Annotated in this window: 25 protein-coding genes; 11 read left to right on the forward strand and 14 right to left on the reverse strand. The window is 71.4% G+C overall.

Annotation, left to right across the window (positions count from 1 at the left end; translation table 11 throughout):
- Positions 1-19: 19 nt before the first annotated feature.
- From GXW76_RS12905 to GXW76_RS12915, 3 genes are all read right to left on the reverse strand, one after another.
- Positions 20-3100: an efflux RND transporter permease subunit gene (locus GXW76_RS12905; protein WP_211862438.1), complete on the reverse strand. Its 3081-nt coding sequence runs from the start codon at positions 3098-3100 to the stop codon at positions 20-22.
- Positions 3097-4245 carry an efflux RND transporter periplasmic adaptor subunit gene (locus GXW76_RS12910; protein ID WP_246514226.1) on the reverse strand — a complete coding sequence of 383 codons (1149 nt, stop codon included), beginning with the start codon at positions 4243-4245 and terminating at the stop codon, positions 3097-3099. The genes GXW76_RS12905 and GXW76_RS12910 overlap by 4 nt, the downstream gene beginning before the upstream one ends.
- 120 nt (positions 4246-4365) lie before the next feature.
- Complete coding sequence (locus tag GXW76_RS12915) at positions 4366-5820, reverse strand: alpha/beta hydrolase (RefSeq protein WP_211862439.1); 1455 nt, start codon at positions 5818-5820, stop codon at positions 4366-4368.
- A gap of 119 nt (positions 5821-5939) precedes the next feature.
- On the opposite strand from GXW76_RS12915, the gene GXW76_RS12920 reads away from it, so the two are divergent.
- The gene (locus GXW76_RS12920) at positions 5940-6971 is read left to right on the forward strand and encodes an AI-2E family transporter (RefSeq protein ID WP_211862440.1); all 1032 of its coding nucleotides are present in this window, start codon (positions 5940-5942) and stop codon (positions 6969-6971) included.
- A gap of 169 nt (positions 6972-7140) precedes the next feature.
- Here GXW76_RS12920 and GXW76_RS12925 read toward each other — a convergent pair whose 3' ends face one another.
- The gene (locus GXW76_RS12925) at positions 7141-8595 is read right to left on the reverse strand and encodes a GntP family permease (protein ID WP_211862441.1); all 1455 of its coding nucleotides are present in this window, start codon (positions 8593-8595) and stop codon (positions 7141-7143) included.
- 4 nt (positions 8596-8599) lie between these two features.
- Positions 8600-9646 carry a patatin-like phospholipase family protein gene (locus tag GXW76_RS12930; RefSeq protein ID WP_211862442.1) on the reverse strand — a complete coding sequence of 349 codons (1047 nt, stop codon included), beginning with the start codon at positions 9644-9646 and terminating at the stop codon, positions 8600-8602.
- 268 nt (positions 9647-9914) lie between these two features.
- Here GXW76_RS12930 and GXW76_RS12935 point away from each other — a divergent pair, with 268 nt between their 5' ends.
- The 3 genes from GXW76_RS12935 (at position 9915) to GXW76_RS12945 (ending at position 13268) form a co-directional block, all read left to right on the forward strand.
- Positions 9915-11153: a patatin-like phospholipase family protein gene (locus GXW76_RS12935; protein WP_211862443.1), complete on the forward strand. Its 1239-nt coding sequence runs from the start codon at positions 9915-9917 to the stop codon at positions 11151-11153.
- Positions 11154-11268: 115 nt separating this feature from the next.
- Positions 11269-12417 (forward strand): DegT/DnrJ/EryC1/StrS family aminotransferase, encoded by a 1149-nt coding sequence (locus GXW76_RS12940; RefSeq protein ID WP_211862444.1) that lies wholly within the window; start codon positions 11269-11271, stop codon positions 12415-12417.
- Between the two features lie 128 nt (positions 12418-12545).
- Positions 12546-13268 carry a DUF1194 domain-containing protein gene (locus GXW76_RS12945; RefSeq protein ID WP_211862445.1) on the forward strand — a complete coding sequence of 241 codons (723 nt, stop codon included), beginning with the start codon at positions 12546-12548 and terminating at the stop codon, positions 13266-13268.
- Here GXW76_RS12945 and GXW76_RS12950 read toward each other — a convergent pair.
- From GXW76_RS12950 to GXW76_RS12980, 7 genes are all read right to left on the reverse strand, one after another.
- A complete protein-coding gene (locus tag GXW76_RS12950) occupies positions 13255-13677 on the reverse strand; it encodes a hypothetical protein (RefSeq protein ID WP_211862446.1) in 423 nt (140 codons plus the stop codon). The two genes, GXW76_RS12945 and GXW76_RS12950, sit on opposite strands and share 14 nt — an antisense overlap.
- A complete protein-coding gene (locus GXW76_RS12955) occupies positions 13674-14096 on the reverse strand; it encodes a DUF3775 domain-containing protein (protein ID WP_211862447.1) in 423 nt (140 codons plus the stop codon). The genes GXW76_RS12950 and GXW76_RS12955 overlap by 4 nt, the downstream gene beginning before the upstream one ends.
- Positions 14097-14174: 78 nt before the next feature.
- On the reverse strand, positions 14175-14348 hold the full coding sequence (locus GXW76_RS12960) for a hypothetical protein (RefSeq protein WP_211862448.1): 174 nt from the start codon (positions 14346-14348) through the stop codon (positions 14175-14177).
- Between the two features lie 308 nt (positions 14349-14656).
- On the reverse strand, positions 14657-15688 hold the full coding sequence (locus GXW76_RS12965) for a WD40 repeat domain-containing protein (RefSeq protein WP_211862449.1): 1032 nt from the start codon (positions 15686-15688) through the stop codon (positions 14657-14659).
- 295 nt (positions 15689-15983) lie between these two features.
- Entirely contained in the window at positions 15984-17030 is a 1047-nt protein-coding gene (locus GXW76_RS12970; protein WP_338150954.1) for a CobW family GTP-binding protein, read from the reverse strand.
- Entirely contained in the window at positions 17027-17800 is a 774-nt protein-coding gene (locus tag GXW76_RS12975; RefSeq protein ID WP_211862452.1) for a response regulator, read from the reverse strand. Before GXW76_RS12975 ends, GXW76_RS12970 begins: the two co-directional genes overlap by 4 nt.
- Before the next feature lie 8 nt (positions 17801-17808).
- Positions 17809-19140 (reverse strand): aspartate aminotransferase family protein, encoded by a 1332-nt coding sequence (locus tag GXW76_RS12980; RefSeq protein WP_211862454.1) that lies wholly within the window; start codon positions 19138-19140, stop codon positions 17809-17811.
- 200 nt (positions 19141-19340) lie between these two features.
- Here GXW76_RS12980 and GXW76_RS12985 point away from each other — a divergent pair, with 200 nt between their 5' ends.
- The 7 genes from GXW76_RS12985 (at position 19341) to GXW76_RS13015 (ending at position 25175) form a co-directional block, all read left to right on the forward strand.
- Positions 19341-19733 carry a hypothetical protein gene (locus GXW76_RS12985; RefSeq protein ID WP_211862456.1) on the forward strand — a complete coding sequence of 131 codons (393 nt, stop codon included), beginning with the start codon at positions 19341-19343 and terminating at the stop codon, positions 19731-19733.
- Between the two features lie 214 nt (positions 19734-19947).
- A complete protein-coding gene (locus GXW76_RS12990) occupies positions 19948-20601 on the forward strand; it encodes a glutathione S-transferase family protein (RefSeq protein WP_211862457.1) in 654 nt (217 codons plus the stop codon).
- Positions 20598-21482 carry a VOC family protein gene (locus GXW76_RS12995; protein ID WP_211862459.1) on the forward strand — a complete coding sequence of 295 codons (885 nt, stop codon included), beginning with the start codon at positions 20598-20600 and terminating at the stop codon, positions 21480-21482. Before GXW76_RS12990 ends, GXW76_RS12995 begins: the two co-directional genes overlap by 4 nt.
- A 139-nt stretch (positions 21483-21621) precedes the next feature.
- Positions 21622-22362, forward strand: a complete 741-nt coding sequence (locus GXW76_RS13000; protein WP_211862460.1) for an FkbM family methyltransferase — start codon at positions 21622-21624, stop codon at positions 22360-22362.
- Between the two features lie 70 nt (positions 22363-22432).
- Positions 22433-23038, forward strand: a complete 606-nt coding sequence (locus tag GXW76_RS13005) for a DUF938 domain-containing protein (protein WP_211862462.1) — start codon at positions 22433-22435, stop codon at positions 23036-23038.
- A gap of 26 nt (positions 23039-23064) precedes the next feature.
- A complete protein-coding gene (locus GXW76_RS13010; RefSeq protein WP_211862464.1) occupies positions 23065-24030 on the forward strand; it encodes a hydroxymethylglutaryl-CoA lyase in 966 nt (321 codons plus the stop codon).
- Positions 24027-25175 carry a CaiB/BaiF CoA transferase family protein gene (locus tag GXW76_RS13015; RefSeq protein WP_211862465.1) on the forward strand — a complete coding sequence of 383 codons (1149 nt, stop codon included), beginning with the start codon at positions 24027-24029 and terminating at the stop codon, positions 25173-25175. The genes GXW76_RS13010 and GXW76_RS13015 overlap by 4 nt, the downstream gene beginning before the upstream one ends.
- Before the next feature lie 197 nt (positions 25176-25372).
- On the opposite strand, the gene GXW76_RS13020 is transcribed toward GXW76_RS13015, so the two are convergent.
- Both GXW76_RS13020 and GXW76_RS13025 read right to left on the reverse strand, forming a co-directional pair.
- Complete coding sequence (locus GXW76_RS13020) at positions 25373-26065, reverse strand: trypsin-like serine peptidase (RefSeq protein ID WP_211862468.1); 693 nt, start codon at positions 26063-26065, stop codon at positions 25373-25375.
- A gap of 17 nt (positions 26066-26082) precedes the next feature.
- Complete coding sequence (locus tag GXW76_RS13025) at positions 26083-26817, reverse strand: NAD-dependent deacylase (RefSeq protein WP_211862507.1); 735 nt, start codon at positions 26815-26817, stop codon at positions 26083-26085.
- Between the last annotated feature and the right edge of the window lie 74 nt (positions 26818-26891).

Genomic DNA, 26891 nt, shown 5'->3' on the forward strand with positions numbered 1-26891 from the left:
GGCGCCGGCCGCCGCCATCTCAGCCCGCGGCCGGGGCGGGTGGCGCCGCTTCCGCGGCCGGTCCCGGCGGCTTCCCGCCGAACACCGTGACGTAGAGCGTCGGCAGGAAGACCAGCGTCAGCAGCGTCGCGACCATCAGCCCGCCCATGATGGCGAAGGCCATCGGCCCCCAGAACACCGTCGGCGCGATCGGGATCAGCCCGAGCACGGTCGAGACCGCGGTCAGCAGCATCGGGCGCAGGCGGGAGGACGCCGCGGCGATCACCGCGTTCCAGACATCCTTGCCTTCCTCGCGATCGGCTTCGATCTGCATGATCAGGATGATCGCGTTCTTCGCGATCATGCCGAGCAGCGAGAGGATGCCGAGGATCGCCACGAAGCCGAGCGGCCGGTTGAAGGCCAGCAGCGCCAGCACCACGCCGATGATACCGAGCGGCAGCAGCGCCAGCACCAGCCCCAGCCGCCGGAAGGAGCCGAGCTGGAACATCAGCAGCGTGAGCATGATGAGCAGCATCATCGGCACCACGGCGATGACCGAGGCCTGGCTGTCCGCGCTTTCCTCCGCGATGCCGCCGAGGTCGACGCGGTAGGGCCGTTCGAGCCGCGCGTTCAGCGCGTCGATGCGCCCCTGCACCGCGGCGACCACCGTGTCGGGCAGAACGCCGGGGTTGACGTCGGCGCGCACGGTCAGTGTCGGCACGCGGTCGCGCCGCCAGATCAGCGGGTATTCCTGCGTGTGCTCGAAGGTCGCGAGCTGCGTCAGCGGCACCGTCCGCCCGCCCGGCAGCGACACCTGGAGCGAGCGCAGCGTATCGAGCGAGAGCCGCTGGTCCGAGGTCGCGCGGGCCACCACGTCGATCAGGTAGATGTCGTCGCGCACCTGCGTGATCGTCGTGCCCGTGACCGCGCCGTTGATCGCGGCCGCGAGTTCCGCCGAGGACAGGCCGAGCAGTCGCGCCTGGTCCTGGTCCACCCGCACGCGCAACTGGCGAGAGGGTTCCATCCAGTCGAAATGGACATGCCGCGCGCCGGGTGTGTCGGCGAGGATCTTCGCGACATCCTGCGCGATCTCCCGCACGCGCTCGATGTCCGGCCCGTTGACGCGGTATTGCAGCGGCCAGCCGACCGGCGGGCCGAGTTCCAGCGGATAGACGCGCGAGACGGCGGCGGGGAACTGCTCGGCGAGCAGCGTCTCGAGCCGCCGGTGCAGCCTTTCGCGCCCCGCCAGGTCCTTCGCCACCACCACCGCCTGGGAGAAGAAGGGCAGGGCCAGTTGCACGTTCAGCGGCAGGTAGAAGCGGATGGCGCCGCGGCCGACATAGGTGCTCCAGCGCTGCACGTCCGGATCGGCGGCGAGCGCGGCGTCGAGGCGCTGGGCCACTTCCTCGCTCGCGAAGATCGAGGCGTTCTGCGGCAGCGTCACCTCGACCAGCAACTCGGTGCGGTCGGAGGAGGGGAAGAACTGCCGCGGCACGAACTGCATGGCGAAGATTGCGGCGCCGAACATCACGACGGTGAAGGCGATGGTCACCCACTTCGCCCGCATCGCCATGGTCAGGAAGGCGGTGTAGCCGCGCAGGATGGCGCCGGGCTTCACGGGCTCCACCGCGCCCTTCGGCGCCTTGAGGATCGCCATGCCGAGCAGCGGCGCGAAGATCACCGCCACGAACCAGGACACGATCAGCGCGATGCCGACCACGGCGAAGATCGAGAAGGTGTATTCGCCCGCCGAGGACCGCGCGAAGCCGATCGGCACGAAGCCCGCGATGGTCACCAGCGTGCCGATCAGCATGGAGGAGGCGAGGGTGGAATAGGCGAAGGTCGCCGCCTTCGGCTTGGAATCGCCCGCCGCCAACCGCCGGATCATGGCGTCGATGGTCGTCATCGCGTCATCGACCAGCAGGGTCAGCGCGATGATCAGCGCACCGAGCGAGATGCGCTGGAGGTCGATGCCGAACACCGACATCAGCGGGAAGACGATTGCGAGCGTCAGCGGGATGGACAGCGCCACCACCGAGCCGGCCCGCATGCCGAGCGCCACGAAGGACGCCGCCATGATGATCAGGATCGCCTGCCAGAGGCTGTCGGTGAAGTCGCCGATCGCCTCGTCCACCGTCACCGACTGGTCGGCCACGAGGACGGGCTCGATGCCGATGGGCAGGTTGGCGCGGATCTCGTCCATCGCCGCCTTGATGTTGCGGCCGAGGGCCAGGATGTCCCCCGAATCCCGCATCGCGACCGCAAGGCCGATGGCGGGCTGGCCGTTCACGCGGAACATCGGCTGCGGCGGATCGGCGGTGGCGCGGCGGACCTCGGCGATGTCGCCCAGGCGGAAGATGCGCTCGCCGACCACGAAGTTGACGTTGCGGATGTCCGCCTCGTTCGCGAAGGCGCCCGAGACGCGGACCGAGAGGCGTTCCTGCCCGGTCTCCACCAGCCCCGCCGGGCGCACCAGGTTCTGCGCCTGCAACGCCGCGATCAGCGCACCGCGGTTCAGCCCGAGGCCGGCGAGGCGCTCGGTCGAGAACTCGATGAAGATGCGCTCATCCTGCGCGCCGAGGATCTCGACCTTCGAGACATCCGGCACCAGCAGCAGGCGCGACCGCGCGGCCTCGACCTGGTCGCGCAGCTCGCGCTGGGTGAAGCCGTCGGCGGTGAAGCCGTAGATGATGCCGAAGGTGTCGCCGAAATCGTCGTTGAAGAACGGCCCGACCATGCCCTGGGGCATGGTGTGGCGAATATCGGCGACGCGCCGGCGCACCTGGTACCACATGTCCGGCACCACGGCGGGCGGCGTAGCACCCTTGAGGTCCACGAAGATCGTGGTCTGGCCGGGCACGGTGTAGGAGCGGATCCGTTCGAGGTTCGGCGTCTCCTGCAAGGTGCGCTCGAGCCGTTCCGTCACCTGCAGCAGCGTCTCCTCGATCGTCGCCCCCGGCCAGACGGCGGAGACGATCATGGTGCGGAAGGTGAAGGCGGGGTCCTCGTTGCGCCCGAGCTTGAGGAAGGCGAAGGAGCCCGCCACCAGCGCGACGATCATGAAGTAGACGACGAGCGAACGCCGCCCGATCGCCCATTCCGACAGATTGGGCCCGATCATCGCGCGCCGCCGAGCAGGCGCACCTTCTGGCCCGGCCTGAGCGCCTGGACGCCGGCCGTGACCACGATCTCACCGGCTTCGAGGCCGGTCCCGACCACCACATGGCCGGGGTCGTGGCGCACCAGTTCGACCGTGCGCAGCGCGACGGTCTGGTCCGCCGGATTCACCACCCAGACGGCGGGCGCGCGGTCGGCCCGCGTAAGCGCCGAGGCCGGGATCGAGAAGCCCGCGCTGGACCCGAGCGTCAGCCGCCCCGTCACCGTCGCGCCGAGGCGCATGGCCGGTGGCGGGTCCGCGAGGCCGACGCGCACCTGGAAGGTGCCGGTCACGGCATCGGCGCGCGGCGCGACCTCGCGCACGCGGCCGGTGGTGCGAATATTGGGGTCGGTGGCGAGGACGATCTCGATCACCGGATTGGCCGGCGCCTGGTCCTTCAGCACCGGCGGCACGTCGAAGACGGCGTCGCGGCCCTCGTCGCGGGCGACCTGCACGATCATGCGGCCGGGCTGCACCACTTCGCCGGGCTCGGCGCCGCGCGCGGTGACGCGGCCATTCACGTCGGAGACGAGTTCGGTGTAGCCGAGCCGGGTTTCCGCGATGCCCACCTGCGCCTGGGCCGCATCGACCGCCGACTGCGCGCTCTGCTGCGTCTGCGCCGCCTGGTCGTAGCGGACACGGGTGGTCCAGCCGTCGCGCAGCAGTTCGGACTGTCGCCAGTAGTTGTTGCGCGCCTCGGTCAGTTGGGCGGAGGCCGCGGCGAGCTGCGCGCGGGCGGCGCGCAGGCCGTTCTCCTCGTTCTCGCGGTTCAGCCGCGCCACCACCTGGCCGGCGCGCACCGTGTCGCCCACGTTGACCAGCCGCTCGACCATCCGCCCGTCGATGCGGAAGGCGAGGTTCACCTCCGTCTCGGCCTGCACCGTGCCGGTCAGCGAGACGACTTCCCCGCCCGCGCTGCGTTCCACCGTCACGACGCGCACCGGGCGGACTTCCGGCGGCGCGGGTGGGGGGGCGCTGTCGCAGGCGGCGAGCAGCCGGAGGGCCAGCAAGCCTGGCATGACCGCGCGAAGGAAGGGCCGGATGGGCGAATACTGCATCATGAGGTCCATGGTCGCCGGTATCGGCAGGTCATTGCGTCGTCGGGTCATGCATCGCGCCGAGGGGATGCGCAAGCGAAACGCGAATGACGGCGGGCTCGGGGCTGCCCGGCGCGGCCAAACCATGAGCCCAACGTCCCGCACCCTGGTTCGTGCGTCCCAGGGCGGGCGTCAGCGCGCCGGCAGCGCCTCGGTCACCCGGTCGAGCAGGTAGGGAAAGAAGGGGTTGGAGGTGACGCGCGACAGCGAGTCGAGCCCGACCGCCAGCACGCCCCGCTCCCCGCGGATGGCCAGCGCGCCGAGCCGCACGCCGAAATCCTCCGCCGGGTCGGGTTCGGCGCCGTAGAGCCCGTCCTGCGGCGGGAAGGGCAGCGCGACGTGGGAGAGCGAGAAGACCTCCCGCGGCCAGGCGAGGCCCAGCGGCATCGCGGTTTCCTCCTGGCTGCCGACCGGGGTCCGGCGCGCGATGGCGGCGTTGGTCTCGGCCGCCGCGTTGGTGACGATGGTCAGGCCGTAGGCGCGTGGCGCGGGCGGGACGATGCGGCCGAGCGCCGCCTCCGCCCCCGCCGCGAAGAGCGGGCCGAACTTCACATTCCGGTTCAGGTCGAAGAGCACGAGCTCGCTGCCATTGGCCGGCAGGCGCGCATGGAGCGCCGAGAGCACCGCCGGCGTCGAGACCGTCGCGTCCACCACGGATTGGAAGGTGAGCACCGGCGGCAGCGCGGCAAGCCGCCCCGCGCCCGCCAGCCGGTCGAGCTGCGCCTGCAATGCCGCCGTCAGCCGGTGGGTCTGCCGCGCCGCCTGGACCGGAAAGGAGTTGTACTTGAAGGGGTTGAATTCCGGCTGCACGTCGAGCCAGGCGGCGCGGGCGAAGCGGGGCAGCAGCGCCGGCCACCCCGCGATGCCGGCGAAGCGGGCGAAGGCGGTCACGCCCACCATGGGGGAGAGCAGCACGATGCGTTCCGCGCGCGGCAGGCGCGCATCCTCGATGGCGTCGAGCTGATGCTTGAGCGCGAGCGCGCCGCCGTTCGAGTAGCCGACCAGGTGGATCGGCCGCTCCCGCCCGACCCGCGCCTGCGCTTCCCGCATCGCGAGGCGCGTCGCGGCCATCCAGTCCTCCCAGGCCGCGCGCGTCAGGCCGGCGGGGACGGTGCCGTGGCCGGGCATGCGCATCCCGATGGCGAGGAAGCCGCGCGCGCGATAGGCCTCGGCCAGGTGGCGCAGGCTGAAGGGCGCGTCGGTCAGCCCGTGCAGGAAGACGGCGGCACCGCGCGGGGCACCCTCCGGCTCCAGCACGAAGGAACGGTTCCAGTCGCGCGCGAAGCGCGCCGGGTTCACCGGGCTGCCCGCGAAGAAGCGGTTCGCCGGGACACGGTCGGCGGGGTCGAGCGCCTCCGTCACCTCCCGCCGCACGGTGGCGAAGGCGGCTTCCTCCGTCGCGAGCCAGCCGCGCCAGTCGGCGGCATCGAGGGCGTCCGGCGACAATTCCTCCGGCACCACCAGGTGCCAGGGCGCGAGCGGCGGGCCCTGCGTCGCTTCCCAGGCGCGGACGCCGAGCACCAGCAGCAATGCCGCCGCGACCGCGGCCGCCGCGCGGATCAGCCAGCGCCTCGCGAAGGATGTCATGCCTGTCTCCGGGTCCCCGTCGAGCGGTGTCGCACGGAACCGCGTCCGGATCGAAGCCCTTGCGCCGCGCGTGCAGCCGACCCAGGCTGGCGCCGATTCCCGGGAAGCTGCCGAACCTCATGACCACCGATCGCGGACTTCGCATCCTCGTTGGCCTCTGCGCCACCGTGCTCGTCGCGGCTGCGCTCCAGGCGGGCCAGACCATCTTCGCGCCGGTCGTCTTCGCCTTCTTCGTCATCGCGCTGGTCTGGCCGGTGCAGCGCGTGGTGCAGGCGCGGATGCCGGCGGGCCTCGCCATGATCGGCACGGTGCTGGTCACGCTCGTCGTCGTCGCGGGGCTGGCGATGTGCATCGCCTGGGCCTTCGGGCGCGTGGCGCAGTGGGTGGTGGCCAATGCGTCCCAGTTGCAGGCGCTGTACAACGCCAAGATCGCCTGGCTCGAGTCGCAGGGCATCGCGGCGGCCGGTCCGCTCGCCGAGCAGTTCGACGTGCGCTGGCTGGTGCGCATCGCGCAGGGCGTGCTCGCGCAGTTGCAGGGCGTCATCAGCTTCGTGGTGGTGACGGCGGTCTTCGTCATCCTCGGCCTGCTGGAAGTGGGGCAGGTGGCCTCGCAGCTCGCGGCGCGCGGGGAGAGCGCGGCGGCGCGCGGGGTGCTCTCCGGACTGGCTGCGAGTGCTTCGAAACTGCGCGCCTACATGCTGGTGCGGACCTTCGCGAGCGTGCTGACGGGCGTGCTGGTCTGGGCCTTCGCGCTCTACATGGGGCTCGACCTTGCGGCCGAATGGGGCGTCATCGCCTTCGTGCTGAACTACATCCCGTTCATCGGGCCGCTGGTCGCAACCGTCTTCCCGACCGCCGTCGGCATGCTGCAATTCGGGTCCTGGCAATCCGTCGTGACCATCTTCGCGGTGTTGCAGGTGATCCAGTTCCTGATCGGGTCCTACCTGGAGCCGCGCCTCGCGGGGAAACACCTGGCGGTGTCGCCCTTCATGGTGCTGGTGGCGGTATTCCTCGGCGCATTCCTGTGGGGGATTCCCGGGGCTTTCATCGGCGTGCCGGTGCTGATCGCCGCGCTGACGCTCTGCGAGCAGTTCGAGGGCAGCCGCTGGGTGGCGGAACTGCTGTCGGGCAAGGGCGCGGGCGGCGGGTGACGCCGCGGGGAGGAGCGTGGCGCACCTGTCGCGTCTCACACCCGTTCCGAAATCCCTGACGAGGTCCCGGGTTCCAAAGGCCTTTCGGCCGATGGGTCCCCATTGACGTTGCTTGCAACAGCAATGGGGACCCGTGGCGGGGAGAGGGGCGGCGCCCCTCTCCGCCGCGTCAGAACGACCCCAACGTGCTCCCCAGCACGATCACCGCCGCCAGCGCGATCAGCGCGCCGACGATGCACGCCATGACGATGTCGAGGTACGACTGCCTGTGCGTGGACCCGCACACCGCGAGCAGCGTCACCACCGCGCCGTTGTGCGGCAGGCTGTCCAGCGTGCCTGCCCCGATCACCGCCACCCGGTGCAGCAGTCCCGGGTCGATGCCCTTTTCCGCCGCCAGCGCCATGTAGGTCGGCCCCAGCGCGTCGAGCGCGATGGTCAGCCCGCCCGAGGCCGAGCCCGTCAGCGCCGCCAGGATGTTCGTTGCCGCCGCGAGCGAGACCAGCGGCCCGCCGCCGATGCCGAGCACCCAGTCGCGCACCGCCTCGAAGGCCGGCATGGCCGCGACCACCGCGCCGAAGCCCACCAGGCTGGCGACGCTGAAGATCGGCAGGACCGAGGCATTGGCGCCGGCATCCATCGTCGCCCGCAGGTCCGGCAGCCGCGCGAAGGATGTGGCGAGTTGCACCAGGATGGCGGCAAGCAGCGCCACCGCCACCGACCACACGCCCGCGACCGCCGCGAGGCTGGTGCCGCCCCAGCGCGGCTCGGCGAGGAAATCCGCGTTCATGTTCGGCAGGACGGCCATCGACATGAGGAGGTTCACGCCGACCACGACGAACAGCGGCAGCGCCGCGAGCAGGATCGGCGGTTCCCCCGCCGCATGCGGGCTGCGGTGCATCTCGGCGGGGTCGAATTCGCGCGCGGTGGAGGCGCGCTCGCGGATCACGGGGTCGTCGGCGGCGGCATCGACGGGGGCGGGCGTCTCGTCCCCGAAGCCTTCGCCGGCGGCGCGCGCGCGGGCCTCGGCGCGTTGCAGCCACCACAGCCCGAAGCCGAGCATGATGGCGGAGGCCAGGATGCCGAGCCCCGGCGCCGCGAAGGGCGTGGTGCCGAAGAAGGGCATCGGGATGGCGTTCTGGATCGCCGGCGTGCCCGGCATGGCGGACATGGTGAAGGTCGATGTGCCGAGCGCGATCGCCGCGGGCATCAGGCGGCGGGGGATGCCGGCCTCGCGGAACAGCGCCATCGCCATCGGCACCAGCACGAAGATCGCGACGAAGAGGGACACGCCGCCATAGGTGACCGCCGCGCCGGCCAGCACGACCGAGAGCAGCGCCCGCTGCGGCCCCAGCTTCGCCGTCATCCACCGCGCGATGGCGCCGACCGAGCCGCTGTCCTCCATCAGCTTGCCGAACAGCGCGCCGAGCAGGAACAGCGGGAAGAACTGCGCGACGAAGCGCGCCGCGCTGCCCATGAAGGTCTGCGTCCAGTGCGCGAGCAGCGGCTCACCCGCGAAGCCCGCGGCGACCAGCGCCGCGACCGGGGCCAGCAGCAGCACCGACCAGCCGCGATAGGCCAGCCAGACGAGGACCGCGAGGCCGAGGAGGATCCCGAGGAGGCCCATCGCCTCACGCCTTCTGGAGCAGGTATTCGATCGGCAGCGTCGATCGGGTGCCGAGTGCCTCGCCGTGCTCGGCCAGGAAGGCGTCGGCCGCGCGGCGGCCCTCGTCGCGCAGCATGGTCAGGAACTCCCATTCCGCGTTGAGCTTGGAGGAGGCGCCGAGTTCCAGCAGCAGCCCGCTGCGGACCAGGTGCACGCGCATCCTGGCCCAGTGGGCGGTGCGCTCGTTGCCGGGATCGGCCACCGAACGCAGCAGCGCCATCATCTGCAGTTCCTTGAGCAGCACGGCGTTGAAGGCGACCTCGTTCAGCCGGTTGAGGATGTCCCGCGCGCTTTTCGGGATACCCGGCCGCTCCACCGGGTTGATGCCGACGATGATGGTGTCGTCGGACACGCACTCGTCGATCAGCGGCGTCATGGTCGGGTTGCCCGAATAGCCGCCGTCCCAATAGGCCTGCCCGTCGATCTCCACCGCCTGGAACATCATCGGCAGGCAGGCGGAGGCGAGCAGCGCCTCGGGCGAGAGGTCGGCATTGCGGAACACCCGCGGCCGCCCCGTGTGCACGTTGGTCGCGGTGATGAAGAGCTTCACCGGCGCCTGCGGGAGGCGGGCGAAATCCACCGCCTCGGCCAGGATGGCCGCCAGCGGGTTGGGCAGCCCGAAATCCAGGTCGTAGGGGGAGAAGACGCGCGTCGCGATGTCCATCGCCAGGTAGCCGGGCGAATGGTCGAGCGACCAGCGCCCGAGCAGCACGTCGAGCGGCCCGCGCCTCAGCGGGCTGAGCGCCGCGGCCTCCGAGACGCGGCGCCAGAAGGCCGCCAGCGCATCCTGCGCGCCCTCCCGCCCGCCGATCGCCAGGCCGTGGGCGAGCACCGCGGCGTTCATCGCCCCGGCCGAGGTGCCGGAGGCGGCTTCGATGACGAGCCATTCCTCCTCGAGCAGCCGGTCCAGCACGCCCCAGGTGAAGGCGCCGTGGCTGCCCCCACCCTGCAGCGCGAGGTCCACGAGGATCGGCGCGCGCGTGGCGGCGCGGCGGGCGGGGCGTTGGGCCATGGGTCTTCGGTCGCCTTGGTTCCTGCCGCCGGCTGGGGCCTGTCAGCCCATGCACCGGAAGGCGAGTGTTAGTGTGCGCTGCACAAAATCGATCCGAAACTAAACCGGGTTGCGCGTCGGAGGGAAGCGCCCGCGGGGTGACGCTTCCGGGAAGCGGGCCCGGCGGCGCTTCCCGGCCGGGACCGGCGCACCCTAGACTGCGGCTCCCCGTCCGGCAGCGCCGGGGCCGGGCACTGCGGACATCGGCAGGGAAGAAGGGGCGCACGGCATGAGGTTGCAGGGTTGGCTCTGGCGCCGAGGGGCGCCGGCGCGGTTGCTGGGCGCGTTCCTGGCTCTGCTGGCCCTGGCCGGCTGCGGCAGCATCCGGCGACTCGACCCCCCACCCGTGGCGGTGAGCGAGTCGGAGCCTGTCCTCGGCATCCCCAATGCACGGCTGTGGCTCGATTCGGGGGGCGACGCGCTGCTGCGCGAAGGGCGGCTGATGCAGGAGCGCCAGGTCGCCCTGCTGCCGCCCGGCCGGCGCGGCGCCTTGCCGCCGGCGAATTTCCTGGCCCTGTCCGGCGGCGGGGACAACGGCGCCTTCGGGGCGGGGCTGCTGGTGGGCTGGACGCAATCCGGCCAGCGGCCGTCCTTCGACCTCGTGACCGGCATTTCCGCTGGCGCGCTCATCGCCCCCTTCGCCTTCCTCGGCCCGGACTACGACCCGCAAGTGCGGGAGGTCTTCACCGAGGTCGCCCCGCGCGACCTCATGCTGATGCGCGGGCGGATGCGCGCGGTGCTGTTCGGGGAGGCACTGGCCGACACCTCCCCCCTCTATCGCCTGATCGAACGCCACGTGAACGAGGAACTGATGGCCGCGATCGCGCGCGAATACGGCCGCGGGCGGCTGCTGCTGATCGGCACCACCAACCTCGACCTCGGCCGGCCGGTGTTCTGGAACATCGGCGCCATCGCGGCGAGCGGGCACCCCGATGCGCTCGAACTGTTCCGCCGCATCCTCCTCGCCTCCGCCTCCATCCCCGGGGCCTTCCCGCCGGTGCTGATCGACGTCGAGCACCAGGGCGCCCACTACCAGGAGATGCACGTGGATGGCGGGGCGTCGGTGCAGATGTTCCTCTGGCCCCCCGGCCTCGAGGTCCGCAACGCCGGTCGGCCGCGCGAACGCACCGCCTGGGTGGTGCGCAACGGCCGGATGGACGCGGAATGGGCGAGTACCAACCGCTCGATCCTGTCCATCGCCGGGCGGTCTGCGTCGACGCTGCTGCATTTCAGCGCGGCCAACGACATCGTCCGCATCTATCTGACGGCGCAGCGGGACGGGGTGCGGTTCCGGCTCGCCTATATCGATTCCGACTTCCAGGCGCCGCGCAGCGAGCCCTTCGACACCGCCTTCATGCGCGCGCTCTTCGACCACGGCTACCGGCAGGGGCTGGCCGGCGGGCGCTGGCGGGACACGCTGCGCCCGGTCGGCACCATCGAGCCGGCGAGGGAGGCGGCGGCACGCTGATCGTTCCGCCCTGGCCTCCGCGGCGTTGCACAAGGACACCAAGGGTGATTTCGCGCGACGCGGCACCCGGGTCTAAGAGAACCGCGCTCCGTATCGCGTGAGGCTTCGAGGAATCATGACCGCCCCCATCGCGCTGTTCGACGTGAAGGCCCAGCAGGCGCTGATCCGTCCCGAGCTGGATCGCCGCATCGCCGCGGTGCTCGATTCCGGCCGCTTCATCAACGGGCCGGAGGTGACGGAACTCGAGGAGAAGCTCGCCGCCTTCGCCGGCTGCGCCCATGCGGTCGGCGTCTCCTCCGGCACCGATGCGCTGCAGATCGCGATGATGGCCGAGGGCATCGGCCGCGGCGACGCGGTCTTCCTGCCGGCCTTCACCTACACCGCGACCGCCGAGGTGCCGCTGGTGCTGGGCGCCACGCCGGTCTTCGTGGACGTGGACGCCGAGACCTTCAACATCGACATCGCCGACCTCGAGCGCCGCATCGCCGCGGTGAAGAAGGACGGGCGGCTGAAGCCGCGCGCGGTGGTGGGCGTGGACCTGTTTGGCCTGCCCGCCGACTGGCCGGCGATCGAGGCGATCTGCGCGCGGGAGGCGATGTTCGCCCTGGACGACGCGGCGCAGGCCTTCGGCGCGGCGCTGAACGGCAGGCGGCTGGGCCGCTGGGGCGGGGCGGCGGCGCTGTCCTTCTACCCGACCAAGACGCTCGGGGCCTATGGCGACGGCGGCGCGCTGCTGACCGACGACCCGCACCGGGCCGAACTGTTCCGCATGCTGCGCACCCATGGCGAGGGCCGCACGCGCTACGAGGTGGAGCGCACCGGCATGAACGGCCGGCTCGACACGCTGCAGGCGACCATCCTCTGCGCCAAGATGGGCCTGTTCGAGGGCGAGCTCGCCCAGCGGCACCGGATCGGCGCGGCCTATGACGCGGCGCTGGCCGGGAAGGTGGGCGTACAGGTGGCGCAGCCGGGGGCGGAAAGCGCCCGCGGCCTCTACACGATCCGCCTGCCGGATGCCGCAACGCGCGCGCGGGTGCAGCAGGCGCTGGCGGCGCAGCAGATCGGCTGCGGCATCTACTACCCGAAGCCGCTGCACCATCAGCCGGCCTATGCGGCGCAGCACGCCGGCGCGGTCGCCGGCGGCCCGGCGCCGCTGCCGGTCAGCGAGGCGCTGTGCAACCAGGTCCTGTCCCTGCCCATGCACCCCTACATGACCGAGGCGGATGCGCAGCGCGTCGCGGCGGCGGTGACCGCGGCGGTGTGACGACGGCGCCGGCCATGTCGCGGCGATCGATGCGGCGGCATCGAGATATCCGGACGATCGCCGCACGGAACGGTTGAAACCACGCCCTTCGCGGCGCCACCATGCGGCATCGAGCCGAGGAGGCGCCGATGCGCCGCAGGTCCTTTCTCGCCGCGGCCGGGGCCGCGGCGGTGCCGGCATTCCGCTCCGCCCGTGCGGAGGAAGCCGTGGACGTCGCCCTTGTCCTGGCCGTGGACGTCTCCCGCTCCATCGACGAGGACGAGGCCAGGCTGCAGCGCGAAGGCTACCGCCTTGCAGTTGCCGACCCCGTCGTGCTGGCGGCCATCCGCAGCGGACAGGTCGGGGCGATCGGCATCGCCTATGTCGAATGGGCCGGCATCGAGTACCAGCGCACCGTCATCCCCTGGCGGCGGATCGCGGCGCAGGCCGATGCCGACGCCTGGGCGGCGGCACTGGCCGAGGCGCCGCGCGCCTCGCTGTCCTGGACCTCCATCTCCGGCGGCATCCGCCATTCCATGGGCCTGCTCGATGAATGCCCGTGGGAGGCGACGCGCCGCGTCATCGACGTCTCGGGTGACGGCGTGAACAATTCCGGACCGCCGGCCGACCTGGTGCGCGATGCCGCGGTGGCCGAGGGCATCGTCATCAACGGGCTGCCGATCATCAACGACCGCCCGACCTTCGGGCGGCTGCCGCCGGTGCCGCTCGACGACTACTACCGGGAGAACGTGATCGGCGGCGACGGCGCCTTCATGATCGTCGCCGAGGATTTCGAGAGCTTCGGCGTCGCCGTGAAGCGCAAGCTGATCCAGGAAGTCGCGGGGTTGGCGCGGGGCGCTATTCCCGCCTGACCTCGTTGGTGTCCACCAGCCGCAGGCATCCCTGCACGACCGGCGCGCAGGCCGAGTTCTGCGACATCGGCAGGTCCGAGGCCGCCGAGTAGCCGATGCGCGTCACCTTGCCGTCCACCAGTTGGAAGGTGACGCGGCAACTCGACCCGGCCGAGACGCTGAGCGAGCCGCCGATCACCGGCACCGGCGCCGAGACGCCGGCGGCCGGGGGGGTGCGGTCATAGGTCCAGAACTCCCCGCCGGCCGACTGGGCCGTGAGGTTCGGCACCCCCGCGCAGAGGCGCAGGTCGTCCGCGCGCAGCCCGACCAGGCGCTCGCGCCCGTCCTCGGCCACGGCGGAATCACGTGCCGAACAGGCGCCGAGGGCCAGTGCGGACGGCAGCAGCCATGCGAATGCGAGGCGCATCACGACCCGTCCGCATCCTCCAGCGAAAGTCCGAGTTCGGAGAGGCCTTCCTCGATCATGTCGCCCAGCATGTCGATGCCGAGCAGGTATTCGGCGGTGTCGCGCACGTTGCGTTCCTTCGCCAGTGTGCGGGCCTCGCTCCATTCCGCGCCCGAGTAGTCGCCGCGGCCGATCCAGGCCAGCGCGATGAGGGAGGCCTGCTCGTCCTCATTGAGGTCGCCGATGAAGGCGCGCAGCGCGTCCTCATCCATGTTCTCGTCGTCCTCGGCATCGAGGCCTTCATCGTCCTCATCCTCGCGCGCCAGGGCGCCGCTTTCCTCGCCTTCCTGCACGGCGCGCGCGGCATCCACGATGGCTGCGACTGCCTCGAGGCTTATTCCGAGGTCGAATCCCTCATCGTCCTTACGGTCGCGCGCGGCCATTGTCCTCACTCCTGCATCACGGACGGCGGCAATCAAGCATGGGCGGGCGGGGGCTTGCCACCCCCGGCAAGGCGCGATTCACGCGGCCCAGGCCGGCGCGAAGGCCGGGATCATCGGCTTGGGCAGGGCGGCGATGGCGGCGAGGTTCTCCCGCTGGCCTTCCGGCCGCGCCTGCTTCCGGTCGGCAGCGACGAGATTACCCTGCGCCGGAAGCCGCGCGAGCGTCACCTGCATCCGCATCCGCATCTGCATCTGCATCTGCACCGGCGTCGCGCCGCGCTTCGCGGTGATGCGGCGGGTCGGCCAGATGCCTGGAGCGGCTTCCGTTCGCCCGGGCTCACGAACACCGCTCCAGGTCCTTAGCTTTCGTGAGCATCGTCATCCGATCGGGTGATTCCACCTGGTCGGCATCTGCCCGAGGCCGAGGCGCAGGATGTGCAGCCGTGGGGGCGAGAGCGATGTCCACATCGGCGGAAACCGGTCTCGCCGTGTTTGAGCGAGCATCTTCACGCTGCGGCCGATTCCAGTCGTATGCGATCCGCTCTACAGGACCGGGACGGTCATCGCTTCGAGAGGTCCACGATCCCGGCGAAGCCGTTCTCGGCCCCGAAGGCGAGGTGCGTTCCGGCCGCATTCCAGGCCAGGGCCGAGATGGCCGATCCGCGCGGCGCCGCCACGGGCACGACGCGACCGGAGGCGACCTCGGCCATCAGCACCAGCCCGTCGCCGAAGCCCGCGGCGACCACCTCCTGCTGCGGATGGCAGGCGACCATGGTGCAGAGCACGCCGTCCCCGCCGGCCAGTTCGGTCGGCGCCTTGCCCATCGGCCCACCGCCGAAGAAGGGCCAGAGCACGACGCAGTCGGCCCCCGCCGTCGCCAACCACCGCCCCTTGGCGGTGAAGCCGAGCGACTTGGTCTTGGACGGATACCCCGCCATGCGCATGTGCTGCCCGTCGGCCAGCCGCCAGCCATGCAGCGTGTTCTCCTGCATGGTGGTGACGACATGCGTGCCGTCCGGGCTGATCACCACGCCGGTGTGGCTGCCCTTCCATTCCAGCACGCGCGGGGTGCCTTCCTTCGCCGCGACGAACCACAGCGAGGCGCCGTTGTAATGGCTGGCGGCGATGCGCTTGCCCTTGCCGTCGAAGGCAATGCCGGTCACCGAGGTCGGATGCGCGAGCGATTTCAGCGCCGCGCCCTTGCCGTCCAGGACATGCACGGCCTTGCCCACCGCGACGGCGCGCAGGCCGGATTCGTGGGAGGTGACCCGCTCCACCCACTTGCTGCCGTACTTCGCGAGCTCGGTCGCGGTGCCATCGGGCGCGATGCGCATCAGCCGCCCATCGTCGCCGCCCGTGAGGACGCCATCCTTCGCGTCGGGGGCGATGGCGAGGCAGGCGCCGTCATGCGCCGCGACGCTGCGCCATTCCGCGCGCAGGTCGCCGGGGGTCGCGATGCGCACCGTGCCGTCGCCAAGGGCGAAGGCGCAGGAACCGCCCTCCCGCCCGAAGGCGACGCCGACGACCCAGGCGCCGAGATCCTCCGCATGGCCGCGGGATTCGAGGAGAAAGTCCGATTCGGTCGCACTCATCGCAGTGTCCGGGTCCGTGTCCTGGTGCGTGTATGGGGCTTCGGCGGCGCGGTGGCCATGGCCAGGGGCGCGGCAGCGAGGGGGCGCCGCCCCCTCGCGCTCCCCCGCCAAAGGCCGAAAGGCCTTTGGAAACCATTTTCAATCGGGGTGGACAGGGAGGGGGCGTCAATGGCGAGCCGGTGATCGCTGGCATTTCATGCCCCCTCCCTGTCCACCCCGATCAAATCGAGGGTTCCGAGGGCCTTAAGCCCTCGGCGGGTGGGGTTCGGGGAGGGCAGGGCCCTCCCCGTGCACGTCATGCCGGGGGCGGGCTCCAGCGCGCGATCTCAGCCTCGATCTTCGCCTCGTCCTCACCCGCCTGGCAGGCCTCGAAGCCCTTCCGCAGCCAGGGCCGGTTCAGGTCGCGGCCGATGAAGACGATCTTCGACTTCCTCGGGTCGCCTTCCTTCACCTCGCCGATGAAGTCGCCATCGGCGATCATGTGGACCGCCTGGAAGGCGAAGCGGCGGCTGTCGCCCTCATAGTAGAGGATCCCCTTGGTGCGCAGCAGGTCCTGGCCCTTCGACGCCAGAACCTGCGTGATCCAGGCGTTGAAGCGTTCCGGGTCGACCGGCTTCTCGACCTCGAAGGACACGCTGTTCACCGCGGAATCATGCTCGTGGTGGTCCTCGCCGGAGAGGAATTCCGGCTCGCGCTCCAGGACGCGGGCGAGGTTGAACGCATCGCGCCCGACCACGGCGTCGATCGGCACGTCGGACTTGGTCGCGCGGCGGATCTCGGCATAGGGGTTGACGGCGCGGATGCGGCGCTCGACCTCGGACGCCTCATCGGGCGTCACCAGGTCCATCTTGTTGAGCACGATGACGTCGGCGAAGGCGATCTGCTCCTGCGCCTCGCTGCTGTCGGACAGGCGCGCGGGCAGGTGTTTCGCGTCCACGACCGTGACGATGGCATCGAGCTTCGTCGCGCGCTTGACGTCCTCGTCCACGAAGAAGGTCTGCGCGACGGGGGCGGGATCGGCGAGGCCGGTCGTCTCGACGATGATGCCGTCGAAGCGGTCGCGGCGCTTCATCAGCGCGCCGAGGATGCGGATCAGGTCGCCGCGCACGGTGCAGCAGATGCAGCCGTTGTTCATCTCGAACACTTCCTCGTCCGCATCGACGACGAGGTCGTTGTCCACGCCGAGCTCACCGAACTCGTTGATGACCACGGCGAACTTCTTGCCGTGGTTCTCGGTCAGGATGCGGTTGAGCAGCGTGGTCTTTCCGGCGCCGAGGTAGCCGGTCAGCACGGTGACGGGCACGGGCTCGCGGCCAAGGGGGGGCTGCGTGGTTTCGCTCACGGGGAGTCTCCAGGCGGTGTGTCGCTTGCCGCCCATATGGGGTCTTGGGCGGCCGCGGTCATCCTGTCCTTGCGCAGCGCCACCCGGGCGGCCACGACGGCGGACATCAGCGGGTAGAGGAAGCGACGGCCGGCATCGGCATTCTCCACCAGGCGCCGGGCGGCGGCGGCGGCGGCAATGGCACCGACATCTTCCAGCGCGGCCGCGATTTCCGTTCCCGCGGCGACATAGTCGCCCGCGCCCCCGCCCTCGGTGAAGAGGGCAGCGAGCAGGCGGCCCGGGGCATCCATCGCGGCGTCGTCAAGCCCGGCGAGAGCTGCGGGACCATGCAGGCGGCGCAGCGCCGCCCGCCGCTCGGGGTCCAGCGGCGGCGGCGGCGTGCGGTCCCGGGCGGCCTGGCGGAGCGCCTCCCCCAAGGCTTCGGCCTCGAAGGGGCGGGTGAGAAGGACGTCGAAGCCGGCGTCCAGGGCCTCGTCCTCCTCTCCCCGGCGCAGGCCGGTGGTGGTGCCGACCAGCGGCAGGTCGGCCTGCGGCGGCAGGCGGTCCCGCAATCGCTGGGCGGCGTCCTTGCCGTCGAAGCCATCCGCGGTGAAGGCCATGACGACGGCATCGACCTCCTCGCGCAGCAGCAGGTCCTCCGCCGTGTCCCAGTCCGATACGGGCAGGACCTCGTGGCCCTGCTCCTCCAGCATGGCGATGACGGTGACCCGCGTGCCGGGCAGCGGGTCCACCAGCAGCACGCGCAGCGCCTGCGCTTCCTCCTCGGCCATGGCCGGGGTCAGGCGGCCTCGGCGCGGATCGCCTCGTCCAGGGTGCCGACCAGGCGGTCCACATGGGCGTTCTCGACGATCAGCGGCGGGGAGAGGGCGACGATGTCCGCCGTCACGCGCACCAGCACGCCCTTGTCAAAGCAGCGGCGGAACACGTCCATGGCGCGGGCGCCTGGCTTGCCGGGGCGGGAGGACAGCTCGATGCCGCCGATCAGGCCGAAGTTGCGGATGTCGATGACGTTCGGCGCCGACTTCAGGCTGTGCATCGCGTCTTCCCAATAGGGCTCCATGGCGCGGGCGCGGCCGGGCAGGTCCTCGGTCTTGTGCAGTTCCAGCGTGGCGATGGCGGCCGCGGCGGCGAGCGGATGGCCGGAATAGGTGTAGCCGTGGAAGAACTCGATGCCCGCGGGCATGCCGTTCACGATGGTGTCGTACACGCCGTTCTTCACCGCGACCGCGCCCATCGGCACCGCGGCGTTGGTCAGGCCCTTCGCCATGGTCATGATGTCCGGCGTCACGCCAAGGCGCTCGGCGCCGAAATTCGTGCCGAGGCGGCCGAAGCCGGTGATGACCTCGTCGAAGATCAGCAGGATGCCGTGCTTGTCGCACAGCTCGCGCAGGCGCTTGAGGTAGCCCACGGGCGGCACCAGCACGCCGGTCGAGCCTGCCACCGGCTCGACCATCACGGCCGCGATGGTCTCGGCACCGTGCAGGGCGACCAGGTTCTCGAGCGCATCGGCCAGTTCGGCGCCGTGCTGCGGCTCGCCCTTCGCGAAGGCGTTCTTGGCCGGCAGGTGGGTGTGCGGCAGGTGGTCCACATAGGGCAGCAGCGCGCCGAACTGCTTGCGGTTCGGGCCGATGCCGCCGACCGACATGCCGCCGAAGCCGACGCCGTGGTAGCCGCGCTCACGCCCGATCAGCCGCACGCGGGAGGATTCGCCGCGGGCCTTGTGGTAGGCGAGCGCGATCTTCAGCGCGGTGTCGGCGCTCTCGCTGCCGGAATTGGTGAAGAAGACCCGGTCCACGCCTTCCGGCGTGATCTCCGCGATGCGGGACGCGGCCTCGAAGGCGATCGGGTGGCCGAGCTGGAAGGTCGGCGCGAAATCCATGATCGCGGCCTGCTTCTGGATCGCCTGCACGATCTCGACGCGGCCATGGCCGGCGTTGCAGCACCACAGGCCGGCGGTGCCGTCCAGGATCTCCCGCCCCTCGGGCGTGTAGTAGTGCATGCCTTCCGCGCGGGCGAGCATGCGCGGCGTGCCCTTGAAGTACTTGTTGTCGGAGAAGGGCATCCAGAAGGCGTCCAGGGAGTTCGGACGCGGCACGCTCAGTTCGTTCATCGCCAGGGTCTCCGGGGTCGGCAGGGGTGCAAGGAACACCCACCGGGCCGGCGGGGCAAGCGCTGGCTCCGGCGGAGGGGGCGAATTGGATTGTAAAATGCAAATTTGCTCGCCTTCCCGGCGCTGGCGGGCGCAGGATACCCAAATACGGCCGTGCGCGTTCGCCGCGACCGCGCGGCCCGGGTTTCAGGAGGAGTGCGATGGAAACGACCCATGACACGGAAGCGGGCTTCCACGGCTTCGAGTTCGGCCCCTGGTGGAACGGCCAGGGCCGGCTGGCGCCGCTCTACTGGGGGTGGGGCGTGGCGGCGAGCCTGGTGCTCTCCCTCGTCATCGCCGTCCCGCCGCTGATGGGTTGGGTGGGTGCCGGCTGGGTGCTGTTCGGCATCGTGGTGCTGATGGTCTACACGGGCTGGATCTGCATCTGCGTCTGGCGCAGCGCGGACAACATCGACAACCCGACACCGCTCGGCATCGACCGCGCCTTCTGGAGCGCGCTGGCGCGGGTGCTCACGGTCGGCTGGGCCCTCAATGCCGCGGGCCTGTCCCTGCTGCTGCTGCAGATGGTGATGCTGCCGCCGATCCAGGGCTGAGAGACCGCTGCAGGGTGCGCCATCCGGCGCATCCTGAAGTCCGACACCGGCCCGCTCCCCCACCCGGCCACCCATCCAGGATACTGGCGCTGGGCGGCCGGGTGGGGGAGCGGGCCGGCGTGTGCATTCTCGATCGGTCTCCGGCGTCCCGCGCCCTTCGCCCCCGCCGCCGGCCGTGGCATGGTCGGCCCGCGCCGGTAAGGAGGGCGCGCGCATGGCCAAGGGTCGCCTTGTCATCGGCACCAAGCGGTATTCGTCCTGGTCGCTGCGCGGCTGGCTCGCCGTGCGGCTCGCGCATCTGGACGTCGAGGAAGTGGTGATCCCCCTGGCCGGCGGCGGGACGGAGGCAATCAAGGCCGTCTCCCCCAACGGGCTGGTCCCATACCTCGAGCATGACGGGGCGCGGATCTGGGAAAGCCTTGCCATCGCGGAATACTGCGCCGAGATCGCCCCGCTGCTCTGGCCCGCCGACCGCCCCGCGCGTGCCCACGCGCGCGCCGTCGCCTCGGAAATGCATGCCGGCTTCCGCGGCCTGCGCATGGCCATGCCGATGAACCTCGGCCGCACCTTCCCCGGCATGGGCCGCACGCCCGAGGCGCTGGCCGACATCGCCCGCATCGAGGCGATCTGGGCCGAGGCGCTGCACGCCCAGGGTGGCCCCTTCCTGTTCGGCCCGCGCTTCGGCCTGGCGGATATGATGTATGCGCCGGTGGTGACGCGCTTCCTCACCTGGCAGCCTGACCTCACGCCGACCTCGCGTGCCTATGTCCAGGCGGTGCGGGCGCATCCGCTGATGGAACGCTGGTACGCCGAGGCGGCGGCTGAACCGCAGTCCTGGCTGCTCGACAAGTACGAGAACCCGGCATGAGCACCGCCGTCGCGGTCGACCACGTCGGCGTGGCGGCACGGGACCTGGCGCCGATGGCCGCGGCCTACGAGCGCCTCGGCTTCGCGCTTTCCCCGGTCGCGCAGCAGTCGGGCCGCCGCCGCCCGGACCTGCCGGTGGAGCAATACGGTTCCGGCAATCGCTGCGCCTTCCTGAAGCACGGCTACATCGAGCTGATCGCGATCCTCGATCCGGCGCTCTACGACAACACGCTGAACGCCTTCCTCGCGCGCTACCCGGGCATGCACATCCTGGCGCTGGCCATGACGGACGAGGATGCGAACCTCACCCGCATGCGCGCCGCGGGCATCGACATCCCCGGCGTGGCGTATCTCGAACGCCCGGTGGAAGCGGGCGGGCCGATCGCGCGTTTCGCCCGCCTGCCCTTCCCGGATCCGCCGGAAGGCCGCGTGCAGCTCATCCGCCACCTGACGCCCGAACTGGTGTGGCAGGAAAGGTGGATGGACCACGCCAACAAGGCGGTCGCGCTGGAGGAAGTGATCCTCTGCGCCGCCGAGCCCGCGGAGACGGCGGCGCGCCTGTCGCGGCTGTCCGGCCTGCCGGTTGAACCGGACCCGGCCGGCGGCTTCCTGCTGCGCCTGGCGGGCGCTGCGCGTGCCGCCGGGCCCTTCGCGCCGGTCATGGAAACCCGCGTGCGGATGCTGACGGAGCAGGCGCTGGGCGAAGTCCTGCCTGGCGTGACCGCGCCCGCCCTGCCGTTCATGGCGGGAATGGTGGTGCGCACGGAGGATGGCGGCGCGGCGGCGCGGCGGGTGCTGGAAGGGATCCCGACGGTGCAGGCGCCGGCGGGAGCCATGGTGCCGCCGGCCTATGCGGCAGGCGCGGCGGTGGTGTTTGCGTGATGGGGGGAGAAGAGAACTTCTCCCCCCATACCCCCCTCAACCTTCTTTGGGTTTTGGGGACTGACCGCGATGGTCAGCGCCAGAAATCCAAAGAAGGGAGGGGGTTCGGGGGAGGTTCACCCTCCCCCGACCTTCGCCCATGAGCGCCATCGGCGCCTCCCTCCGCACCTACTACGCCCCGGGGCGCGCGCCGCTGCTGGATGGCTTCCACGCGCGCTTCCTCGGACCGGGCGACCTCGCCTTCGACGTCGGCGCGCATGTGGGCGACCGCACGGCGTCCTTCCGGCGCCTCGGCGCGCGCGTGGTGGCCGTGGAACCGCAGCCTCGCCTCCTGCGGGCGCTGCGGCTGATCTTCCGCGCAGATCCGGGTGTCGCGCTGGTGCCGGCGCTGGTCGGCGCGCGGCCGGGCGAGGCGGTGCTGCGCCTGAACACCGCCAACCCCACCATCGCCACCGCGAGCGAGGCCTTCATCGCCGCCGCCGACGGCGCCGCCGGCTGGGAGGGCCAGCACTGGGACGCCGCCATCGCGCGGCCGGTGACGACGCTCGATGCGCTGGCCATGCGGCACGGATTGCCGGCCTTCATCAAGATCGACGTCGAGGGGTTCGAGGCCGAGGCCCTGCGTGGCCTGACGCGACCGCCACGCGCGCTCTCCTTCGAGTTCACGACCATCCAGCGCGGCGTCGCCGCGGAGTGCCTGGCGTTGCTTTCGGTGCTCGGCTACCGCGCGTTCAATGCGTGCCTGGGCGAGAGCATGGCCTTCGTCCATCCGCGCCCCATCCGTGCCGAGGCGATGGCCACCTGGATCGCCGCCCTGCCGCATGCCGCGAACAGCGGCGACGTGTACTGTGCCCTCGCCCCGGAAAGACTGGCGCCGTGATGCTGCGAGGGCGGAAATCCAAAGAAGGGAGGGGGAGCGGGGGAGGTTCTCCTCCCCCGCGCGCTTGCCGATGACCGACGATCGCCGTTTCGCCCCCGCCACCGCGCGCAACCGTGACCCGATCCTTGCCGTCCTGCGCAACGTGCTGCCTGCGCGCGGCGTGGTGCTGGAGGTCGCGAGCGGCACCGGCGAGCACGCCGTGCATTTCGCCGCGGCCTTTCCTTCGCTGGTCTTCCAGCCGAGCGACCCGAATGACGCTGCGCGCGCCAGCATCGATGCCTGGGCATCCGGCATCGCGAACATCCGTCCGGCGTTGGCGCTGGATGCCGCCGCACCGGCCTGGCCGGTGGCGGAAGCGGATGCGGTGCTGTGCATCAACATGATCCACATCGCGCCCTGGTCGGCCTGCGAGGGCCTGGTGCGCGGCGCCGCCGTGATCCTGCCCGCGGGCGCGCCGCTGGTCCTCTACGGCCCGTATAAGCGCGAAGGCCGGCACACCGCGCCATCGAACGAGGCTTTCGACGCCGACCTGCGGACACGCGATCCGGCCTGGGGTGTGCGGAACCTCGAGGATGTCGCGGCATTGGCCGCGGCGGCGGGCTTCGGGCCGCCGGAGGTCACGGAGATGCCGGCGAACAACCTGGTGGTGGTGTTCCGCCGCTCGGCCGCGGGCTAGAACGGGCGCACCGAGAGGAGATGGCGATGACCGACCTGCCGCGCGCCGTGCGCATCACGGAGGAAGGCCCGCGCGAGGGGTTCCAGATCGCAGCGACGCCCGTGCCGACGGCGGACAAGATCGCGCTAATCGACGCGCTCTCGGCGACCGGCGTCTCGCGGATCCAGGTTGCTTCCTTCGTCAGCCCGAAGCGCGTGCCGGGCTGGGCGGATGCCGATGCGGTTGTCGCGGGATTCGCGCCGCGGGCGGGCGTTGCCTACACGGCGCTGTGGTTCAACCCGCAGGGGCTGCAGCGCGCGCTGGCCTTCAAGGATCGGCTTTCGGTCTACGGGTCGATCACCGTCGCGGCTTCCGAGGCCTTCTCTCAGCGCAACCTGAATCGCGACCGAGCAGGGCAACTCGCGGCGATGCGCGAGAATGTCGCGGAGCATCTCGCGGCGGGCGTGAAGGTGAACCGCGTCTCCGTCCAGGCCGCCTTCGGCTGCAACTTCCAGGGCGAGATCACGCCGGCGCAGGCAATCGCCGCGGTGGCGGATGCGATGGCGCTCGCGGCAGAGACGGGCTGCGCCATCGAACGCATCTCGCTCGCCGATACGATGGGCTGGGCGAACCCGCTGCTGATCGAGCGCGTGGTCGGCGAGGTGCGCTCGCGCTGGCCCGATCAGGCGGTCTCCCTGCACCTGCACGACACGCGCGGGCTCGGCATCGCCAATGCGCTCGCCGGGCTGCGGATGGGCGTGGCGGAATACGACGCGGCGGTGGGCGGCGCCGGCGGCTGCCCCTTCGCCGGGCATCCCGGCGCGCCGGGCAACATCGCGACGGAGGAACTGGTCCTGTTGTGTGAGGAAATGGGTATCGCCACGGGCGTGGACGTGGACGCGCTGATCGCGGCCGGGCATCTGGCGGAGAAGATCCTCGGCCGCACGCTGCCTTCCGCCCTGCTGCGCGGCGGCAGCCTGACGGCGTTCCGGGCGAAGGCGCGCGCGGCATGAACACGCTTCCGCTCGAAGGCATCCGCGTCGTCGAATTTTCCCACATGGTGATGGGGCCGACCTGCGGCCTGGTGCTCGCCGATCTCGGCGCCGAGGTCATCAAGGTCGAACCTCCCGGCAAGGGCGACCGCACGCGCTACCTGACGGCCTCGGGCACCGGCTTCTTCCCGGCCTTCAGCCGAAACAAGAAATCCGTGCAGCTCGACACGGAGGACGCGGCGGACCTCGAGACGCTGAAGCGGCTGATCGACACGGCCGACGTGGTGATCGAGAACTTCCGGCCCGGCGGGCTGGACGCGAAGGGCCTCGGCTACGCCGCGCTGACGGCGCGCAACCCGCGGCTGATCTACCTTTCGCTCAAGGGCTACCTTCCGGGCCCCTACGAGAACCGCACCGCATTGGATGAGGTGGTGCAGATGCAGTCGGGCCTCGCCTACATGACCGGCCCGCCCGGCCGTCCGCTGCGCGCGGGCGCGCCGGTGAACGACATGATGGGCGGCATGTTCGGCGCCATCGCGATCCTCGGCGCGCTGCGCCAGCGCGAGGCGACGGGCCGCGGCCAGCACCTGCAGTCCGGCCTGTTCGAGAACGCCGCCTTCCTCGTCTCCACCGCCATGCTGCAGCAGGCGATGACGGGGCAGGACCCGACGCCGATGCCCGCCGGCCGCCGCGCCTGGGGCGTCTACGACGTGTTCGACACCAGGGACGGCGAGCAGATCTTCATCGGCGTCGTCACCGAGCGGCAGTGGGAGATCTTCCGCCGCGAACTCAACGAGCCGGTGCTCGACGATCCCGACTACGCGACCAACACCGAACGCGCGAAGCGGCGGGAGACGCTGATCCCGCTCGTGCAGTCGCTGCTGGTCAAACACGACGTCGCGGCGCTCGAACACATGTGCGAGCAGGCGGGATTGCCCTTCTCCCGCATCGCGCGGCCATGGGACCTGTTCGAGGACCCGCACCTGAAGGCGAGCGGCGGGCTGTTGCCGATCACCCTGCCTGATGGCCGTCCCGGCGCCGTCCCCGCACTGCCGATCCAGTTTGGCGCGGAACGGCTCGGCGTGCGGCTCGACCTGCCGAAGGCCGGCGAGCACGACGAGGAGATCCTGGGGCCGCTGCAGGCAGGGCGCAGCGCGGCGGAGTGAGGCGCGCCGGAGAGGGGCTTCGCCCCCCTCCGGACCTCCCCCCACCAAAGGCCGAAAGGCCTTTGGGAACCATGAGATACAGCCGGGGACATTGGGGGAGGGGGGCTGCCCGTCCCCGTCATCCCCGCGGCGTCCTGCCTCGCGCTACGGACCGCCACGATCCGCCTCGACACCCCCGGCAAGGCGGGCCGGGCAGGCTACCGCAGGGGAATAGCGAAGGACGGCACCGCGACGCCGAGCGGCCTTCCCAGCGCCGCCTTCGACTGCACGCCGACGACGACGAAGCCGCCATCCTCGGCCAGCGCGATCAGCGGCGCGCCGCTGCTGCCGAGCGTGCCGGCGCAATTGTGCCCGACCAACATCCCCTGGCCGCCGAAGGTGCCCATCACCACCACGCGGCAGCCGAGATCGGCCAGCAGCACCCCCGGCCGGTCATGCTGCCAGCCAGGCAGGGCGAGGGCGATCCCTTCTCGCGGCGGCTCGCGGGACAGGCGCAGCGCACGTCCCTCGCCGAGTGGCGTGTCCAGGGTCAGCACCGCCCAGTCCGAACGCCAGGGCTGCTCGGTCCGCGGGTTGAAGCCGGGGTCGATGCGGACCGCCGTCACGCGCGCAACGCGGGTGCCGAGACGGAAGGTCACGTCGCGCGCCGGCGCCAGGGCGGTGGCGTCCTCGTTGATCAGGCAATGCGCCGCGGTCAGCACGCTGCGCGGGCCGACCAGCGTCCCAGTGCAGCGGTTGCCCGGCGCCTCCACCTCCCCGACCGCGTTCCACGGCGGGCGGTCGGGCGGGACGGGGCGGCGCGTGTCGGTGCGGCCGAGGCCGGGCGTGTCCTCCGCCGCCAGCGCCTGGGCGGTGGCCAAGAGGAGCAGCAGCGCCGGCAGGAGGCGCATGATCGAGGCCCGGATGCTCACCGGCCCGCCAGCAGCCGGTCCACGAAGGCGGGCACCACCTGGGTCGCGGGGCCGTGGATCGCCTCGTCGAACAGCATGGCGCCCTCGGACGGCTCGAGGTTCAGTTCGACCGTGCGGGCTCGGCCGCGCACCCCGGCGACGAAGCCCGCGGCCGGATAGACGCTGCCCGAGGTGCCGATCGAGACGAACAGCCCGCAGCGCCCCAGCGCCTCGTCGATGCGGTCCATCTCCATCGGCATCTCGCCGAACCACACCACATGCGGGCGCAGCCGGCCGGTCGCGCCGCAGGCGGGGCAGGCGCTGATGGGTTCGATGTCCGCCGACCAGGGGCTGGCGGCGCCGCAGGCGAGACAGCGCGCCTTGCCCAGTTCCCCATGCATGTGCAGCAGGTGGCGGCTGCCGGCGCGCTCATGCAGGTCGTCGACATTCTGCGTCACCAGCAGCACCTCGCCGGGCCATTCGCGCTCCAGCCGCGCCAGCGCCAGGTGCGCTGCGTTCGGCGCGAGCGCGGGATCGGCGAGCTGCGCCCGGCGGGCGTTGTAGAAGGCCTGCACCCGGCAGGGGTCGCGGGCGAAGGCCTCGGGCGTCGCGACCTCCTCGATGCGCACCCTGGCCCAGATGCCGTCGGTGTCGCGAAAGGTGGCCAAGCCCGATTCACGGGAGATGCCGGCGCCCGTCAGCACCACGATCCCGCCGTTCTCGACCACGCGGGTCCCGCGCGCCACTGGCATGTCGGTCCCGCGCGCCGGTGGCATGCCGGTCTCGCGCGCAGGTGGCGCGCCGGTCTCGCGCGCCGCTGGCGCGA

The organism is Neoroseomonas soli, assembly GCF_018129065.1.
In the GTDB taxonomy this organism is placed as follows: Bacteria; Pseudomonadota; Alphaproteobacteria; order Acetobacterales; family Acetobacteraceae; genus Neoroseomonas; species Neoroseomonas soli.